The 17,750-nt window shown below is 64.6% G+C and carries 13 protein-coding genes and 1 tRNA gene; 10 read left to right on the top strand and 4 right to left on the bottom strand.

The annotated features are described in order from the left end of the window. The first annotated feature begins 36 nt into the window (after positions 1-36). The 4 genes from gatC to gatB are packed head-to-tail and all read left to right on the top strand — an operon-like array spanning position 37 to position 3,708. Positions 37-324, top strand: a complete 288-nt coding sequence (gene gatC, locus WFP78_RS04340; protein ID WP_336959078.1) for an Asp-tRNA(Asn)/Glu-tRNA(Gln) amidotransferase subunit GatC — start codon at positions 37-39, stop codon at positions 322-324. After that, entirely contained in the window at positions 324-1,805 is a 1,482-nt protein-coding gene (gene gatA / locus WFP78_RS04335; protein WP_336959076.1) for an Asp-tRNA(Asn)/Glu-tRNA(Gln) amidotransferase subunit GatA, read from the top strand. The genes gatC and gatA overlap by 1 nt, the downstream gene beginning before the upstream one ends. Further along, positions 1,796-2,215: a hypothetical protein gene (locus tag WFP78_RS04330; RefSeq protein ID WP_336959074.1), complete on the top strand. Its 420-nt coding sequence runs from the start codon at positions 1,796-1,798 to the stop codon at positions 2,213-2,215. Before gatA ends, WFP78_RS04330 begins: the two co-directional genes overlap by 10 nt. Then, positions 2,212-3,708: an Asp-tRNA(Asn)/Glu-tRNA(Gln) amidotransferase subunit GatB gene (gene gatB, locus WFP78_RS04325; RefSeq protein WP_336959072.1), complete on the top strand. Its 1,497-nt coding sequence runs from the start codon at positions 2,212-2,214 to the stop codon at positions 3,706-3,708. The genes WFP78_RS04330 and gatB overlap by 4 nt, the downstream gene beginning before the upstream one ends. 145 nt (positions 3,709-3,853) lie before the next feature. Here gatB and WFP78_RS04320 read toward each other — a convergent pair whose 3' ends face one another. Both WFP78_RS04320 and WFP78_RS04315 read right to left on the bottom strand, forming a co-directional pair. Further along, positions 3,854-7,081, bottom strand: a complete 3,228-nt coding sequence (locus tag WFP78_RS04320; protein WP_336959070.1) for an autotransporter outer membrane beta-barrel domain-containing protein — start codon at positions 7,079-7,081, stop codon at positions 3,854-3,856. Between the two features lie 93 nt (positions 7,082-7,174). Beyond that, positions 7,175-7,444 (bottom strand): hypothetical protein, encoded by a 270-nt coding sequence (locus WFP78_RS04315; RefSeq protein ID WP_419722915.1) that lies wholly within the window; start codon positions 7,442-7,444, stop codon positions 7,175-7,177. A gap of 117 nt (positions 7,445-7,561) precedes the next feature. Between WFP78_RS04315 and WFP78_RS04310 the strand changes: the two genes are divergently transcribed. The 5 genes from WFP78_RS04310 (at position 7,562) to WFP78_RS04290 (ending at position 14,607) form a co-directional block, all read left to right on the top strand. Then, a tRNA-Leu gene (locus tag WFP78_RS04310) sits at positions 7,562-7,646 on the top strand. Between the two features lie 69 nt (positions 7,647-7,715). Next, positions 7,716-9,341 (top strand): trigger factor, encoded by a 1,626-nt coding sequence (gene tig / locus WFP78_RS04305; RefSeq protein ID WP_336959068.1) that lies wholly within the window; start codon positions 7,716-7,718, stop codon positions 9,339-9,341. Between the two features lie 206 nt (positions 9,342-9,547). Beyond that, positions 9,548-10,198: an ATP-dependent Clp endopeptidase proteolytic subunit ClpP gene (gene clpP / locus WFP78_RS04300; RefSeq protein WP_336959066.1), complete on the top strand. Its 651-nt coding sequence runs from the start codon at positions 9,548-9,550 to the stop codon at positions 10,196-10,198. A gap of 163 nt (positions 10,199-10,361) precedes the next feature. Continuing rightward, positions 10,362-11,633 carry an ATP-dependent Clp protease ATP-binding subunit ClpX gene (gene clpX, locus WFP78_RS04295; protein WP_336959064.1) on the top strand — a complete coding sequence of 424 codons (1,272 nt, stop codon included), beginning with the start codon at positions 10,362-10,364 and terminating at the stop codon, positions 11,631-11,633. Between the two features lie 424 nt (positions 11,634-12,057). Then, the gene (locus tag WFP78_RS04290; RefSeq protein ID WP_336959062.1) at positions 12,058-14,607 is read left to right on the top strand and encodes a TonB-dependent receptor; all 2,550 of its coding nucleotides are present in this window, start codon (positions 12,058-12,060) and stop codon (positions 14,605-14,607) included. A gap of 52 nt (positions 14,608-14,659) precedes the next feature. On the opposite strand, the gene mtgA is transcribed toward WFP78_RS04290, so the two are convergent. Beyond that, positions 14,660-15,310: a monofunctional biosynthetic peptidoglycan transglycosylase gene (gene mtgA, locus WFP78_RS04285; RefSeq protein ID WP_419722914.1), complete on the bottom strand. Its 651-nt coding sequence runs from the start codon at positions 15,308-15,310 to the stop codon at positions 14,660-14,662. 120 nt (positions 15,311-15,430) lie between these two features. Continuing rightward, the gene (locus WFP78_RS04280; RefSeq protein WP_336959058.1) at positions 15,431-16,732 is read right to left on the bottom strand and encodes an MFS transporter; all 1,302 of its coding nucleotides are present in this window, start codon (positions 16,730-16,732) and stop codon (positions 15,431-15,433) included. A 110-nt stretch (positions 16,733-16,842) separates the two neighbouring features. On the opposite strand from WFP78_RS04280, the gene WFP78_RS04275 reads away from it, so the two are divergent. Continuing rightward, entirely contained in the window at positions 16,843-17,442 is a 600-nt protein-coding gene (locus WFP78_RS04275; RefSeq protein WP_336959056.1) for a TetR/AcrR family transcriptional regulator, read from the top strand. The last annotated feature ends 308 nt before the right edge of the window (positions 17,443-17,750 follow it).

The raw sequence follows: 17,750 nt of genomic DNA, 5'->3' as shown, positions 1-17,750 counted from the left end.
CTTGATGCAGCCCGCGCCCGATGCTAGCGGCCCCTCATGTCCATAGACCTACAGACAGTCAAGAAAATCGCCAGCCTCTCCCGCATCAGCGTGACGGAGAGCGAGGCGGAGGCAATGGTGCCGGAGCTTAACAACATCCTGGGCTGGGTCGAGCAGCTTGGGCAGGTGGATGTGACCGGGGTCGAGCCGATGACGGCGGTGATCCCCAACACGCTGCGCCTGCGCGACGATGTCGTGACCGACGGCAATGTGCGCGAGCGCGTGCTGGCCAATGCGCCCCAGGCGGAACATGGCTTCTTCGCCGTGCCCAAGGTGATCGAATAATGACTGACCTCACCAACCTGACCGTTGCGGAGATTCGCGACGGCTTCCGTGCCGGCGACTTTTCCGCCCGCGAAGTGGCCGAAGGCTTCAACGCCAATGTCGCGGCCGCCAAGGCGCTGAACGCCTTCATCGTAGAGACCCCGGAAAAGGCGCTGGCAGCGGCCGACGCGGCAGATGCCGCGCGCGCCTCGGGCGACCTCAAGCCGCTGTCGGGCGTGCCGATCGGCATGAAGGACCTGTTCTGCACGGAGGGAACGCAGACCACCGCCGCGAGCCACATGCTCGAAGGCTTCGTGCCGACCTATGAATCGACCGTCTCGGGCAAACTCTGGGCGGCGGGCGCGGGCATGCTGGGCAAGCTGAACCTCGACCAGTTCGCCATGGGTTCGTCCAACGAGACCAGCTATTTCGGCAATGTCGTCTCGCCCTGGCGGCGGAACGATGGTGGCAATGCAGCACTGGCGCCCGGTGGTTCCTCGGGCGGCAGCGCGTCGGCCATCTCCGCGCGGCTGTGCCCGGCGGCGACCGGCACCGACACCGGCGGCTCGATCCGCCAGCCTGCCGCCTTCACCGGCATTTCGGGCATCAAGCCGACCTATGGCCGCTGCTCGCGCTGGGGCGTCGTCGCCTTCGCCAGCTCGCTGGATCAGGCGGGGCCGATGGCGCGCACCGTGCGCGACAATGCGATCCTGCTGGAGAATATGGCGGGTTTCGATCCGAAGGACGCGACCTCGCTCGACCTCGCCGTGCCGCAGTGGGAAGCCAATCTGTCCAGCGACCTCAAGGGCAAGACGGTCGGCATTCCCAGGGAATATCGCCCCGATGGCCTGAACGCGGAAATCGCCGCGCTGTGGGACAGGGGCATCGCCTTCCTGAAGGATGCGGGCGCGCAGGTGGTGGAGGTTTCCCTGCCCCACACGAAATACGCGCTGCCGACCTACTACATCATCGCACCGGCGGAGGCCTCCTCCAACCTCGCGCGCTATGATGGCGTGCGCTACGGCCAGCGCGACCTGCCCGATGGCGCCGGTTTGCAGGACATGTATGCCGCGACGCGTGCTGCGGGTTTCGGCCCGGAAGTGAAGCGCCGCATCATGATCGGCACCTATGTGCTCTCGGCCGGTTTCTACGACGCCTATTACACCCAGGCGCAGAAGGTGCGCACGCTGATCGCCCGCGATTTCGAACAAGCCTTCGAGAAATGCGACCTGCTGCTGACGCCGACCGCGCCCAGCGCCGCCTTTGCATTGGGCGAGAAGCAGGCCGATCCGCTGGCGATGTACCTGAACGACGTCTTCACCGTGCCGGCTTCGCTGGCCGGGCTGCCGGCGATGGCGGTGCCGGGTGGGCTCGATTCGGCGGGCCTGCCGCTGGGCCTGCAGATCATCGGCCGGGCGCTGGACGAGCAAAGCGTGCTGAACGCCGGCCTCGCCATCGAAGAGCGCGCGGGCTTCACCGCGCGGCCGGAGAAATGGTGGTGATAAACGACGGCTTCCGGGAACGGAACGTCGAGGTTCTTCGCGAGGCGCAGGCCGCGCTCAACGTCGCTTTCGGCGCGCTGTTGAGCGCCTATGCCGGCAATTCGCTGGCCGAGATCGACAACCGGCCGTTCGACCATGTCGTGCTGGCGCAGTTCTTCGTGGCGATCGCGCTGTTCATCCTGGGGCTGTGCGTGGGCAACAGTGTCATCCTGCGCGGAGAATTCCGCCTGGCTGCCGTCTTCCTCGCCATGGCGATGGTCGCCGCGCTCTGGGCGCATCATGCGGGCAAGATGCTGGGGTTCGAGGTCGTGATCCTGCGCCTTCTCACCGCCTGCTGGATCGTCGCCTTGCTGGGCAGCGATGCCATGCTCACACTCATCACCTATATTCATCATCGGAACGGATCATGAGCAGCTACACAATCCAGGGCGCAACGGGCGAATGGGAGGTCGTGATCGGCCTTGAGGTCCATGCGCAGGTCACGAGCAAGGCGAAGCTCTTTTCGGGCGCGGCCACGACGTTCGGCGCGGAGCCCAATACGCAGGTGAGCCTTGTCGATGCGGCGATGCCCGGCATGCTGCCCGTGCCCAACCGCGAGTGCATCCGCCAGGCGGTGCGCACCGGCATGGCGATCAATGCGCAGATCAACAGATGGTCGCGCTTCGACCGCAAGAATTATTTCTACGCCGATCTGCCGCAGGGCTACCAGATCAGCCAGCTCTACCACCCGCTGGTGGGCGAGGGCGAGATCGAGGTCGTGCTGGACGAGAAAGACCCGGACAGCGCCACCAAAGTGATCGGCATCGAACGTATCCATGTCGAGCAGGATGCGGGCAAGCTGATGCACGATCAGCACCCGACGCGCAGCTATGTCGACCTCAACCGCTCGGGCGTGGCGCTGATGGAGATCGTCAGCCGGCCGGACATGCGCTCGCCCGCCGAGGCCGGTGCCTATCTGCGCAAGCTGCGGGCGATCCTGCGCTATGTCGGCTCGTGCGACGGCAATATGGAGGAAGGCTCCATGCGCGCGGACGTGAACGTCTCCGTGCGCAAGCCCGGCGAGCCCTTCGGCACGCGGACCGAGACGAAGAACGTCAACTCCGTGCGCTTCGTCATGGCGACGATCGAGCATGAGGCGAGCCGTCAGGTCGATGTGCTGGAGGCCGGCGGCAAGATCGTGCAGGAAACCCGCCTCTACGATCCGGACAAGAACGAAACGCGCTCCATGCGGTCGAAGGAAGATGCGCATGATTATCGCTACTTCCCCGATCCCGACCTGTTGCCGCTGGTGCTGGACGATGCGTTCCTTGAGGAATGCCGCCACTCGCTGCCCGAACTGCCGGACGCCAAGCGCAAGCGCTATGAGGAGGGCCTTGGCCTCTCCCCCTATAACGCCGCGGTGCTGACGGCGGAGGCGGAGACGGCGCGCTGGTTCGAGGCGCTGCTGGCCGAGGGCGCACGCATCCAGAAGAAGAGCGAGGGCGAGGTCGCCAAGGCGTCCGCCAACTGGCTACTGTCCGAGCTGTTCGGTGCGCTCAACCGCCTGGGCAAGTCGCTGGACGACAGCCCGGTCAACCCGGAGCAGGGCGCGGAGCTGCTGGCGCTGGTGGCCGATGGCACGCTGTCCGGCACGCTCGCCAAGCAGGTGTTCGAGATCATGCTGGAAACCGGCGATGCGGCCGGCAAGATCGTGGAAGAGAAGGGCCTGAAGCAGACCTCCGATACCGGCGCGATCGAGGAAGCCGCTGCGGCGGTGATCGCCGCCAATGCCGACAAGGTCGAGCAGTATAAGGCCGGCAAGGAAGCGCTGTTCGGCTTCTTCGTCGGCCAGACGATGAAGGCCATGGGCGGCAAGGCCAACCCCAAGGTGGTGAACGAGATCCTGAAGAAGGCGCTCGGCTGAGGATTGCGCTGCTTGACCGTACTCCTGCGAAAGCAGGAGCCCAGAGCCGTTGCAGCGCTATGCCTCCCTGGGCTCCTGCTTTCGCAAGAGCACGGTGTCCACAAAAGGGCGGGGAGTGCTTCGATGCGCTCCCCGCCCATTCTCGTTACATCGCGAAGCTCAGCGAGGCGCGGAAGGCGAGGGCGACATGGCTCTGCTGCTGCTCGGCGCTGAATTCGCCGGCCAGGCGGAAGCCGCCGCCGCCGCCCAGTGCCCGCAGGCGGCCGGTCCAACCATTGGTGCGATCGTCGGCGACCAGCGTGAACGTCTCGCCATTCTTGAAATTGGCGATGGTGTCGCCGATCGACCCGCCGATGATCTGGCGGCGGCCGCCCTCTGCCTCGATGCGGAAGAAGCCGTCCTCATAGGAGCCCCCGCCCAGCTCATAGCCCACGGTCATCGATCCGTTGGCGGTCGTCTCGTCGCTGGTGCGGCTGGCGACGATCAGGTTGAAGGCGTCGCCGCCGCCGGTTTCGGTGTAGCCGTCTTCCTTCAGGCGATAATAGTCGACCCCCGCCGCCGGGCGCAGGCGCCACCGGCCGGAGGCGAACTCATAGGAGACGCCCGCCGTCGCCGAATAGAGCTGGCCGTCCCAGTCGCCATTGGCAACGCGGGTCACGGCGGTGCCGATATTGTCACCGACGAAGCGGCGGACGCCCTTGAAGCCGACCTGCGCGGCGGAAAGCCGCGCCTGTGCCTGCAACGGCCCCCAGTTGCCGCGCCAGTGCGCCGCGATTTCATACTGGTTCGACGTCACTTCATTGTCGTTGCCGCCCGCGGCATCGGTGCCGTGCAGATAGTTCAGCGACAGGCCGAAGGCGCCAAGGCCGGTCAGCTTCTCCGCGCCGCCCGAAACGCCCCATCCGTTGACGTCATAGGATGCGGTGTCGCCCACGCTCTTGGAGCCGCCGAAGGCGACCTGCTGCAGCCAGAAGCCCATCCCGCCATCGGTCCGCGCGATGCCGCCCGGATCGGAAAGGATGCGCGCGGTGGCGCGCGATCCCGCCGTCACCGCCTCGAACGTGCCGCCGGCATGATCGGGCAGCATCTGCGCGACGGCGGAGCGGAGGCTGTCGCCATCGGTGATCGACAGGAAGCTGCCGGCGACCGCCGCATCGCTGTCCAGCGCCTTGAACACCGCTCCAAAGGCGCGGCTGGCCGAACCGTTGAGGCCCAGTTCCGTGGTCGATTTGGCCGCGATGGACAGCGAAACCTGGCCGCTGCCGGTGTCGCTGCTGACCGCGCCCTTGAACATATAGGGGATGACGGTGCTGTCCGCCGCCAGCGCCGGCGTGCCGCTGAGCGAGCCCGCGCGCAGGATCACATAGTCGCCGACCGCACCCGAGACGTTGGAGAGGCGCACCTTCACCTGCGATCCGCTGGTGAAGCTGGCCGCGCCCGAGACATTGTAGAGCGTCGCATTGCCGCTGGCGTCGATCGTCACGCCCAGGATGCCGCTCGCGCCGACATTGATCGAGGCGAGGTCGACCGTGGCGGCCTTGTTGACGTCGAACGTGCCGGACGCGACGTTGAGCGCCACGCCCGCGCTATTGGCGAACTGGCCGGTGAAGACCGACGTGCCGGCCAGCATGACGCTGGCGCCGGTCGTGCCGCCGAAATCGACATTGCCGGTGAGCGTCGCGCTGTCCGCCAGCGACAGGCTCGCCGTGCCCGCGCCGAAGCTCATGTCGCCCGTGACCGTCGTCGCGCCGGAGAAGGCGGCGCTGTCGTTGCCCGCGCCAAGGGCGATGTCGCCGGTGATGAAGCCCGCGCTTGCCGACAATATGTCGTTGCCGCTGCCCAGCAGGATGTCGCCGACGATCTGCGGCGCGGCGGCGGTCGCCGATAGCGCCTGCTGGGTGAAGGTGACGCCGCTGCTGTTGGCGCGCACGTCGATCGCGATGTTCGCGCCGTCGACGCCGCCCTTGGCGCTGATCGCCCCCTTGTTGACGATGGAGGTGATGCCGCCGCTGCTGTCCAGGATGCCGGTGGCGGCGCCCTTTTCGGTGCTGAGCGCGGTGGCGGCGATGGCGCCGGTGTTGATGAGGCTGGTGGTGGTCGCGCCCGCGTCGATCACCAGCGCGCTGGCGGTGGTGCCCGAAAGGCTGGAGCCGCTGGCGAGGATCGATCCGGCGTTCGAGATTTCGGCGACCTGCGCGCCGCTGCCGATCCGCAGACCGGTGGCGCTGCTGTCCAGCGAGACGGCGCTGATCGTGCCGGCATTGTACAGGCCCTTGGCCACCGTCACGTCGCCGCCAAGGCCGCCGATCATCATGCCGGTGCTGCTGACGCCCGCATAGACGCCGCTCGCCAGGATGCCGCCATAGTTGACGATGCCATAGCCGCTGCTGTCGGACGTGACGGCGCCGATGGCGATCGCATGGTCGGCGGCGCCGATGCGGACGGCGGGCGCGCCGCCATAGGCGATGATCGACGCTGTGCCCTCCTCGCTGTCGGTGATGCCGTCATTGTCGTCATCGGTGGAGTCGGCGTTGCTTTCGGTCGGCGGCTTGTCGAAGATGATGCCGCCGCCGACATTGCCGGAAACGATCAGCGCCGGGCCGCCCTGCAGCAGGTCGTCGGCGTCCAGCTTCGTGGTGTCGGTGGGGGCGGTGGTGGAGCGATAGCCGGTGGCGGTGATCGCGCCCTGCAGCTTCAACTGGCCGCTGACATCGCCCAGCATGGCCGCGCCGACGCTGTTCGCGCCCTGCACCGAGATGGTGCCGCGCACCGTCGCATTACCGGTGACGGCATTGGCGATCACGCCGTAGCTGTTGTCGCCCAGCACCGAGATGGTGCCGCTGGTGGAAAAATTGCCTGTCAGCGCGCTGTCGATCCGGATGCCGGCGGACTGGTTGCCCTCGATCGAGATGGTGCCGCTGTTGGTCAGCGCGCCGCCATGCGCCGCGCCCGACGCGATCCAGATGCCGTTGCGCCGCGCGCCGGATGCGAAGGCGCCGTCGATATCGCCATCGCTGTCCGTATCGGTCGCGGTGTAATCTTCGGTAAGGGTGATGGTGCCGCTGTTGGTGATGGCGCCGCTGGTGCCCGCGGCGGCAAGGATGCCGGTCGCGTCGTTGACATTGTTGATGGTGATGGTGCCGGCATTGGACACCGCGTGGTTGCTGTCCATCGTGACGCCGGCGCCCGCGGCGGTCAGGGTGATGGAGCCGGCGCTGCCGATCGTGATGCTGTCCGGCTGGCCGCTGGCTGCCGTGGAGGTCTTCACCGCGGTCGTGGTGGCGGTGGAAATGGTGGTCTCCGCATGGGCACCGCCCGCCGCCATCGCTGCCAGTACGGGCGCAATGGCCGTGCAGGCCTTCAGATTTCGCATGATGTTCCCCTTGGTAGGTTTTCGCCGATGGAACGGCGTCCTGGGGAAGGACGGCGCGGCATCGCGCCTTCCGTCATGTTGCGAAATATAACGTCAGTCGGGCGGCGGCAGTTCGTCCGGTCCACGGTCCGGCTGATCATAGTCGGGCGCGTCCGGCGTCCATTCCGGCGGCACGAAGCCGGGGGCTTCCCGCTGGGGCTCCAGCGGCGGCGTTTCCGGCGGCGATTGCGGCTCGATGGTGTCGGGAGAGGGGATCTCCGGGCCGGGGAACTGGGGGGCTGGCGCGTCCGGGCCGGGGGGCTGCATTTCCGGCTCCGGCAGGTCGTGGGCGGGCGTGGCTGGAAATTCGGGCTGGCTGGCCATGGGACATTCTCCTTATCCTGTCCTACGCGCCGCCTGCCATGCTGGTTCCAGGGAGGATCCCACAATCCCTTGCCCTGGAGCGCGCGTTCCTCTATGGCCCGCCGACCGGCGACCGATGCGGGCGTGGCGAAACTGGTAGACGCGCCAGATTTAGGTTCTGGTATCGCAAGATGTGGGGGTTCGAGTCCCTTCGCCCGCACCAGGCGGACCAGGCACGTCACAGGCCTCGGCTGCCATCGAAATTCAGCTTAGAAAGCGTTTGAGAGAAGAGATGCAGACTGTCGAGACGTTGAACGAGGGCCTGAAGCGTGCCTACACGCTGACCATCACCGCCAAGGACATCGACGCGCGCGTCGAGAAGGAAGTGAAGACGATCGCGCCGCAGGTGCGGATGCCCGGCTTCCGCCCCGGCAAGGTGCCTGCCAATCTCGTTCGCAAGATGCATGGCGAGGCCCTGCAGCGCGATGCCCTGAACAATTCCATCCAGGAAGGCGTGCAGGCGCTGCTGGCCGAGCACAGGCTGCGCCCCGCGATGCAGCCCTCGGTCGAGCTGGACGAAGGCTTCGAGTTCGGCAAGGACGCCGAGGTGAAGGTCGCGCTGGAAGTGCTGCCGCAAGTGCCCGCGCCCAGCATCGACGGCCTCACGCTTGAGCGCCTGACCGTCGAAGTCGCCGAAGAGCAGGTTCTGGAAGCCGCCGGCCGCATCGCCGCGCAGCAGAACGCTTATGAAGCCTTCGCCGCCAGCCACAAGGCGAAGGACGGCGATACCGTCGTCATCGATTTCGTCGGCAAGGTCGACGGCGTCGCCTTCGACGGCGGCACCGGCGAGGGCATGAAGGTCACGATCGGTTCGGGCAGCCTGATCCCCGGTTTCGAGGAGCAGCTGGTCGGCGTGAAGACCGGCGACGAGAAGGTGCTGAACGTCTCCTTCCCCGACGATTACGGCGCCGCCGAACTGGCCGGCAAGGCCGCGACTTTCGACATCGTCGTCAAGGACATTCTCGACACCGCCAAGCCCAAGGTGGACGAGGATTTCGCCAAGTCGCTGGGCCTGGAAGGGCTCGACCAGCTCAAGGACCTGCTCAAGGGCCAGATCGAGCAGGAGCATAACGGCCTGACCCGCACCCACATGAAGCGCAAGCTGCTGGACCAGCTGGCCGCGTCGCACGACTTCGAAGTGCCGCCGAGCATGGTCGAGGCCGAGTTCGGCCAGATCTGGGCCCAGCTGCAGCATGAAGCCAGCCATGAGGAAGACCCCGAAGCCGCCATCGCCGAGATGGAGAAGGAAAAGGACGATTATCGCGACATCGCCGTGCGTCGCGTCCGCCTGGGCCTGCTGCTCTCCGAAATCGGCCAGGCCAATAATGTGGTCGTGGGCGAGCAGGAGATGAACCGCCTGATCATGCAGGCCGCGCAGCAATATGGCCCGCAGGATCGCGAGCGCTTCGTGCAATATGTCCGTCAGGACCCGATGGCCGCCGCCCAGCTGCGCGCGCCGCTCTATGAGGACAAGGTTGTCGACTTCCTGTTCGAGAAGGCCGAAGTCACCGAGCGCGCCGTGACCCGCGAAGAGCTGGAAGCCGCGATCGAGGCCGAATCGGACGGCGAGCTGAAGCCGCATGTCCATGGCCCGGATTGCGGCCATGACCATGATCATGACGAAAAGCCCAAGGCGAAGAAGGCTGCGCCCAAGAAGGCCAAGGCCGAAGAGGCTGCCGAGCCGGTAGCCGCCGAAGCGGAAGCCGAAGCCAAGCCCGCCAAGAAGGCCGCGCCGAAGAAGGCCGCCGCCAAGGCCGAAGACGCCACGGTCGAGGCCGCCAAGGTCGAGGATGGGGCAGAAGCCAAGCCCGCCGCCAAGAAGGCGCCGGCGAAGAAGGCCGCCGCCAAGACGGAATGATCTTCGCGGCCCGAAAGGCGCAATGATGGGAATGGGCGCTGCGGCGATGGCCGTGGCGCCCTTTCCCTTTTCGGGCATGTGCCTTTCGGGGATGGGGGATGGGCGCCGTACCTGCCTTTGGCGCGGTCAAGGGTTAAGGCCCTTGAACCTCCGCGCCTTTGCCCCGATGTAGGGGCTGGGCAAAAGCACATAGCCGAAAGAGCACAATGACCGACATTTCCTTCGACCCCCGCCGTACCGACCCCATGGCCGCGCTGGTCCCGATCGTGATCGAGCAGTCGAATCGCGGTGAGCGCAGCTTCGACATCTTTTCGCGCCTGCTGCGTGAGCGGATCATCTTCGTCACCGGCCAGGTCGAAGACCATATGGCTTCGCTGATCGTTGCCCAGCTGCTGTTCCTCGAGTCGGAAAATCCGAAGAAGGACATCTGGATGTATATCAACTCGCCCGGCGGCGTGGTGACGGCCGGCATGGCGATCCACGACACGATGAAATATATCCGTCCGCAGGTGGGCACCGTGTGCATCGGCCAGGCCGCATCCATGGGCAGCTTCCTGCTGACCGCGGGTGAAAAGGGCAAGCGCATCGCGCTCTCCAACGCCCGCATCATGATCCACCAGCCTTCGGGCGGGGCGCAGGGCATGGCGTCGGACATCGAGATCCAGGCGAAGGAAATCCTGCGTATTCGCAGCAGGATGAACGGATTATACGCGCAATATACCGGCCAGCCGCTGGACAGGATCGAGACCGCGATGGACCGCGACACCTTCCTGGAAGCCGATGAAGCCAGGAACTTCGGCCTGGTGGACGAAGTGTTCGACAAGCGCCCCGCGCTCGCCGATGCGACCGATGGCTGAAAGGAATAGCATTGTCGGCTAAGCCTATTTTTACAGGGCCAGCCGACAATGGCCCCTTGTGAAACCGCGGAGTCGCGGTTTAGATTGACGATGGACTAGGATGTTCGGTGCCCCATGGGGCAATTTCGCCAACTCTCCGGCGCCGGACAAGGAAAGAGACCGAATGACAAAGCTTACGGGCTCCGATTCGAAAAGCACCCTCTACTGCTCCTTCTGCGGCAAGTCGCAGCATGAGGTGCGCAAGCTGATCGCGGGGCCGACCGTCTTCATCTGCGACGAGTGCGTGGAACTGTGCAACGACATCATCCGCGAGGAGGCCAAGGGCGGCCTTGTGGGTAAGAAGGATGGCGGCGTGCCGACCCCGCAGGAAATCTGCGATGTGCTGGACGATTATGTGATCGGCCAGAGCCGGGCGAAGCGCGTCCTCTCGGTCGCGGTCCACAACCACTACAAGCGCCTGAACCACGGCGTGCGGGTGGGCGAGGTGGAACTGGCCAAGTCCAACATCCTGCTCGTGGGGCCCACCGGCTGCGGCAAGACGCTGCTCGCGCAGACGCTGGCCAAGACGTTCGACGTGCCCTTCACCATGGCCGACGCGACGACGCTGACCGAGGCGGGCTATGTCGGCGAGGATGTGGAGAACATCATCCTCAAGCTGCTGCAGGCCAGCGACTATAATGTCGAAAAGGCGCAGCGCGGCATCGTCTATATCGACGAGATCGACAAGATCAGCCGCAAGGCGGAAAACCCTTCCATCACCCGCGACGTGTCGGGCGAGGGCGTGCAGCAGGCGCTGCTGAAGCTCATGGAGGGCACCACGGCCTCCGTGCCGCCGCAGGGCGGGCGCAAGCATCCGCAGCAGGAATTCCTGCAGGTCGACACGACGAACATCCTGTTCATCTGTGGCGGCGCCTTTGCAGGTCTGGAGCGGATCATCGGCGACCGGCTGGAGGCGAAGTCCATCGGTTTCGGCGCGCATGTCGCCGCGCCGGAGGAACGCCGCACCGGCGAGCTGCTGCGCCAGAGCGAGCCTGAGGACCTGCTGAAATTCGGCCTGATCCCCGAATTCGTCGGCCGCCTGCCCGTTATCGCGACGCTGGAAGACCTGGACGTGACCGCGCTGGTCAAGATCCTGATCGAGCCCAAGAACGCGCTGGTGAAGCAATATGCCAAGCTGTTCGACATGGAAAATGTCGAACTGTCCTTCACCGACGAGGCGCTGACCGCGATTGCCAAGAAGGCGATCGAGCGGAAGACTGGCGCGCGCGGCCTGCGCTCCATCCTGGAAGCGATTCTGCTCGACACCATGTTCGACCTGCCCTCCATGCAGGGCGTGGGCGAGGTGGTGATCGACAAGGATGTGGTCGAGGGCCGCAAGGAGCCGGTGCGGGTGTTCAGCGACACCGAAAAGCGCAAGGCCGGCGATGCCGCCTGACGGCGCTGCCTGACTGAAAAGGCACGAATTCCGTAACGGCGCGTGGCGAAAGTCACGCGCCGTTCGTCGTTTCCGGGATGCGTGCGCACGCGCAGATTTCGCCATTTATCGAAATATCTCCATGCGTTGCATAATTGCCGCAGGTGCGGCCTTAGTTGCACGCACCTGCAAAAAGCGCGTGCCATGCCCAAAACCACGCATTAGCCCGGTTTTCAGGGATTCACCGGGGGATCAAGCTGCCCGCAGGGTTGCGATGCACTGACACGCTGCAACAGCAGTCGTCACAAAAGCGCAATCGGAACATCGCAGGGGGCTCTCACACCTCGCCGACAAAGCGGCAAGCGCGTGACGCGGTGAAGAAATAGGCAGTCGACCCTCGCCGGGGAAATGAGGCGGGGCGGCCGCCAAGCAAGGGAACAGGGTAATGAAGAAGATATTTTTGCAGAGCGCGGCCGTGGTCGCGATCATCACACCGGGCGCGGCCTTCGCGCAGTCGACGGGTTCGGCGGATTTTGAAGATACGATCGTGGTAACAGGTGCGAGCCTGGACAAGGGCATCGGCGGTGTTGTCATTCCCAACTCGCCAAAGGCTAAGGTCGTGCTGGATAAGGAAATCATTCAGCGCCAGCGCCCGGGCCAGTCGATCAATGAAATCATCAATCTGGTTCCCGGTGTCAGCTTCACGAACAACGATCCCTGGGGTTCCAGCGGCGGCAGCTTCTCGATCCGCGGTTTTAACTCGGATCGTATTTCGCAGACCTTCGACGGCCTTCCGCTCAACGATTCCGGCAACTACGCGATTTACTCGAACCAGCAGGTCGACAGCGAACTGATCGAGAACGTCAACATCAACCTGGGTTCGACCGACGTTGATAGTCCGACTGCTGCTGCGGTTGGCGGCACGGTGAATATCAACACGCTCAAGCCGAGCGATGAATATGGCGTGCTCGCCAGCGTCAGCTACGGTAACATCGTCGCCGATGGATCGGGTGACCGTCCCTATTTCCGTATGTTCGGTATGCTCCAGACCGGCGACCTGACGGGTCATGGCACCAAGGCATGGATTTCCGCCTCGCGTGTTCACAACGTGGCCGCGTTCTCCAGCTTCGGCCGGATCAACAAGCAGCAGTATAATGCCAAGATCTGGCAAGATATTGGCGACAATGGCGATTTCATCTCCATCGCCGGTCATTATAACCAGAACCGCAACAACTTCGGGGGCTCGCCGCTGCGCGCGAATGCCGTTACCGGCGACAAGAGCAATCGTTTCTATCAGACCAACTATCCCTGCACCGTTAGTTCGAACAGCACGCCGAACAGCTGCGGCACGGATTTTGAACGTCGTTACAACCCGTCCAACACTGGCAACATCCGCGTAAATTCGCGGTTCACGCTTGCCGACAGGCTGACGCTGACCATCGATGGCGGCTATCAATATGTGAAGGCCAATGGCGGCGGCACAACCAGCGCGAATGAAACCTTCTACACTTCTGGTGGCCAGAACTTCACCGGCAATTATGGCGGCTCCTTTTATTTCGGTCGTGATTTGAACGATGATGGCGTGCTCGGCAGGGTGACCTTGGTGCAGCCCAGCCAGACCAATACCCGCCGCTGGATGGCGATCGCGAACCTGGCCTATGAGCTTGACGACAATAACCGCGTTCGTCTGTCCTACAGCTATGACCGCGCACGTCATCGTCAAACCGGTGCGGCAGGCTTCGTACACACCGACGGCGAACCCTATGATGTTTTCCCGATCAACGATCCGGTGCTCGATGCCGCCGGCAATACCCTGCAAAAGCGCGACCGTCTGTCCTACGCGACCCTTAACCAGGTCGCGGGTGAGTATCGCGGTCAGTTCCTTGATGATGCCCTGACGGTTCAGCTGGGCGCGCGCATGCCCTTCTTCCAGCGTGATCTGAAACAGAACTGCTTCACCACGAGTTCGGGCGGCTTCGTGGATTGCGTCCCCGCTGATCAGATTGCTGCATATACGGCGGCGAAGCCATACAGCTACAACGAGACCACCGGTAGAGCGACGGGTTCGGCCCTCCCGCAGTCGCGCAAGTTGAAATATGACAAGCTGCTGCCGACCGTGGGCGCAACCTTCAAGCTCACGTCTGCGCTGAGCGTTGCCGCGAACTACGCCAAGAATATCTCCGCGCCGAGCACCGATGCTCTCTACAATGCGTTCTATTTCCCGGCGGACAGCAGTTCTGCCTATCGCGTTGCGGAAACATCCGACAGCTTCGACCTGAGCCTGCGTTATCAGACGTCGCAGATTCAAGCCGCCGTTACCGGCTGGTACTCGAAGTACAAGAACCGCCTCGTGACATCCTATGACATCGACGGCAACGGCACCGATACCAACCTTGGTCCGGTGAAAAAATACGGCGTCGACGCCAGCGTGTCTTACCGTCCGATCCCGCAGATTCTGATGTATGCCTTCGGCTCCTACATCAAGTCGGAGATAGAGGAAGACGCGGTGACGTCTGGCTGCGCGGCTGGCAGCGACATCCAGTTGGCGAACCTGTGTTATGTCTCGAACGGCGTGGCTTATCTGCGCACGGCGGGCAATCGTGAGCGCGGTGCCCCCAAATATCTGTTTGGCGGCCGCCTTCAGGGCACATTGGGCGCCTTTGACCTGGGTATTCAGGCCAAGCGGACAAGCACGCGTTATCTGAACGACATCAATGGTGTACCGATGATTGTCCAGTATAATGGTGCGAACAAGGCTATTTACCCTGGCGCCCGTTTCCCGGCCTACACGGTCGTCGATCTGGACCTGCGTTACTCGCTGGCCAGCTTGGGCATGGAAAAGGGTGCGATTCAGCTGAACGTCAGCAACCTGTTCGACAAATTCTATGTCGGCTCGTTCCCTGGCGGTCTGGATACCTTGGCCAGTTCGTCCTCGGCCTTTGTGAACTTTGGCTCACCGCGCGCGATCAGCGCGTCGCTGATCATCGGCTTCTAAGCGCGAGCGACAAAGGTAAGGAAAGGGGCGCGGCGAAATCCGCGCCCCTTTTTCATTTCAGGCACCCATCCAACCCGTCCCGCTGCACCACGCCGATCCGCGCGGCGATGCTGTTGCCGTAGCGGCGGGTGAAGCCGCGGGGGGCGATGGCGGCGCGCTTTTTCGGCAAGGGCAGGATGGCGGCGATGCGGGCGGCTTCGGCGCGGGTCATCTTCGACGCGTCATGATGATAATAGCGCATGGCCCCGGCATTGACGCCATAGGTGCCGATGCCGGTTTCCGCGACGTTCAGATAGACTTCCATGATCCGCCTTTTGCCCCAGATCGTCTCGATCAGCAGGGTGAACCAGGCTTCGAACCCCTTGCGGATGAAGCCGCCGCCCTGGAACAGGAAGACATTCTTGGCCGTCTGCTGGCTGATGGTGGAGCCGCCGCGGATCACGCCGCCGCTGGCATTGTGCCGCATCGCCTTGGCGATCGCGAGCGCGTCGAACCCGTGATGGGCGCAGAATTTGCTGTCCTCCGCCGCGATGGCCGCGCGGGCGACATCCGGGTCCATCTCCGACAGGCTCATCCAGTCCTTGGTGATGCCATTGCCGTCCAGGATCATCGTCATCGTCACCGGGGGCGGCACGAAGCGGTAGAGGATGACGAAGAAGAGCGAGAGCGCCACGAAGCCGGCAAGGATCTTCACCGGAAGCATGATCCAGCGACGGCGGGCCTGGGGACGGGGGCGGGCGGATGATTTGGGTTTTGCAGCCATAGGCGCCCAGCCTAATGCGATTAGAGGGCTGCTGAAAAGGGGAGATGCGGCGCAACCCGCTCAGGCAAGGGCTTTCCGGCGCAGCGCCTTGCCCCCCGGATCGCGTGCCAGCGCCAAAGCCAGCGCCGCTGCCACCAGGCACAGCAGCCCCGCGGTCACAAAGGCGGGCATATAGGATTGCAGCATCGTGCGGGACAGGCCACCGCCCAGCGCCGCGCTCGCCGCGCCCAGTTGATGCCCCATGAAAATCCAGCCGAAGACGATATTCGCCCGCTCCGCGCCAAAGCGCTGGACGGTCAGCTTCACCGTCGGCGGCACGGTCGCCACCCAATCGAGGCCGTAAAAGGCGGCGAACAGGGTGAGGCTGTAGAGCGAGAAATCGCTGAACGGCAGGTAGAGCAGCGACAGGCCGCGCAGCCCATAATAGATGAACAGCAGCCAGCGGCTGTCGAACCGATCGGAGAGCCAGCCGGAACCCAGCGTCCCCGCAAAATCGAACAGGCCCATCATCGCCAGCATGGATGCGGCGCCCACCGAAACCAGCCCATAATCGCCGCACATCGCAATGAAATGGGTCTGCACCAGGCCGTTGGTGCTCGCGCCGCAGATGAAGAAGGTGAGGAACAGCACCCAGAAGGCGCCGGTGCGGGCGGCGTCGCGCAGGACGATCAACGGGGTCAGCAGCAACGCGCCAAGGGTCGAGGGCTGCGGGGGAACGGGCTGGACCTCCCGCTCGCCATAGGGGGGCAGGCCGATGTCGCTCGGCCGATCGCGCATCAGCAGCAACGCGGCGATGGCAGCGACTGTCAGCGCGGCGCAGACCAGTAGCAAGGCCGCGCGCCAGCCCAGCGCTTCCGTCATCGCGGCGAGCAGCGGCAGGAAGGCCAGCTGCCCCGTCGCGGTGCTGGCCGAAAGCAGGCCCATCACCAGCCCCCGCCGCGCGCTGAACCAGCGCGTCGCGATCGTCGCGCCCAGCACCATCGCCGTCATGCCCGTGCCGATGCCGACGACGATGCCCCAGAGCAGCACAAGCTGCCACAGGCTGTTCATCGCGAGCGACAGCAGCAGGCCGCCGCAGACGATGCCCAGCGCGATCAACATCATCCGCCGCACCCCGAATCGGTTCATGAAGGCGGCGGCAAAGGGCCCCATGGCCCCGAACAGCAGGAAACGGATGGCGAGCGCGCCGGAGATATCCGCCGCATCCCAGCCGAATTCCTTCTGCAGCGGCTGGATGAACACGCCGGGCGCCCCGACGGCGCCCGCGATCACCAGCATGGTGAGGAAGGTGGTGCCCAGTACGACCCAGGCATAATGCACGCCGCCCGTGGAAAGCCGGCGGGCAAGGAGGCTAGACAACATGGGCAAATCCCCGGCTCAGCCAGCCCAAGACGCGTGGCTCTTTGACGTTAAATGATGGATATCATATATAAGGTCAAGATGGCGAAGATGGCCGGTTGAGGAGAAATGGCATGAAGGTGACGCGGGAACAGGCGGCGCGTAATCGCGAAACCGTGGTGGACACCGCGTCCCGCCTGTTTCGCGAACGCGGCGTGGGGGGCGTGGGCATTGCCGATATCATGCGGGAAAGCGGCCTGACCCATGGCGGCTTCTACGGCCAGTTCGCATCGAAGGAGGAACTGGCGGCGGAAGCCTGCACGGTCGCGCTGGCGGCCAGCGCGGAGAAATGGGTGGGGCTAGCGGCGCAGGCGCGGGGCGGGCCGGAGGGCGATGCCGCCATATTCCCGGCGATCGCCGCCAATTATCTGCGGGACGCGCATGTGGATGCGGCCGGCACGGGCTGCGCGCTGGTCGCGCTGGCGGCGGATGCGGCGCGCAGCCGCGGCCCGGTGTCCGCCGCCTTCACGCAGGGGATGCTGGCGCTGGCGGCCGTGCTGGAAACCGCTGTCCCCGCGGACGCGCCGGCGCGGCGGGAAACGGCGCTGGCCGCGATGTCGCAGATGATGGGCGCGCTGATGCTGGCCCGGGCGGTCGACGATCCGGCGCTCGCGCAGGACATCCTGTCGGCCGCGCGCGCCGCCCTGGGGGCGAATCCGCACCCTGAAACCTAGAGCGGTGAACGATGAGATGGAATCGTTCACCGCCCTGATTGTCTTTTGTTTTCCGCATTCTGCGAGCCGTCGGCTGTTCCAGCCGACTTCGGAATGCTCCAGGGCCGATCGACGTTCGGCCCAACGCGCAAGAAAAGGCTGGTTTTTTGTACTCCTGCGAACGCAGGAGCCCAAGGTTACTACAGTGTAACATCACCCTGGGTTCCTGCTTTCGCAGGAACACGGTAGGGACGGGGTTTCGAAGCTCAACCCGAAGGGTTTATAACAAAAAAGGGCCCCGGTTTCCCGGAGCCCCTTTCTGTCCAGTT

Origin of the sequence: Sphingobium aquiterrae, from assembly GCF_037154135.1 — a bacterium.
Taxonomy (GTDB): domain Bacteria; phylum Pseudomonadota; class Alphaproteobacteria; order Sphingomonadales; family Sphingomonadaceae; genus Sphingobium; species Sphingobium aquiterrae.
Note: the sequence above shows the minus strand (reverse complement) of the source record. Positions and strands in the feature narration are given on the sequence as shown.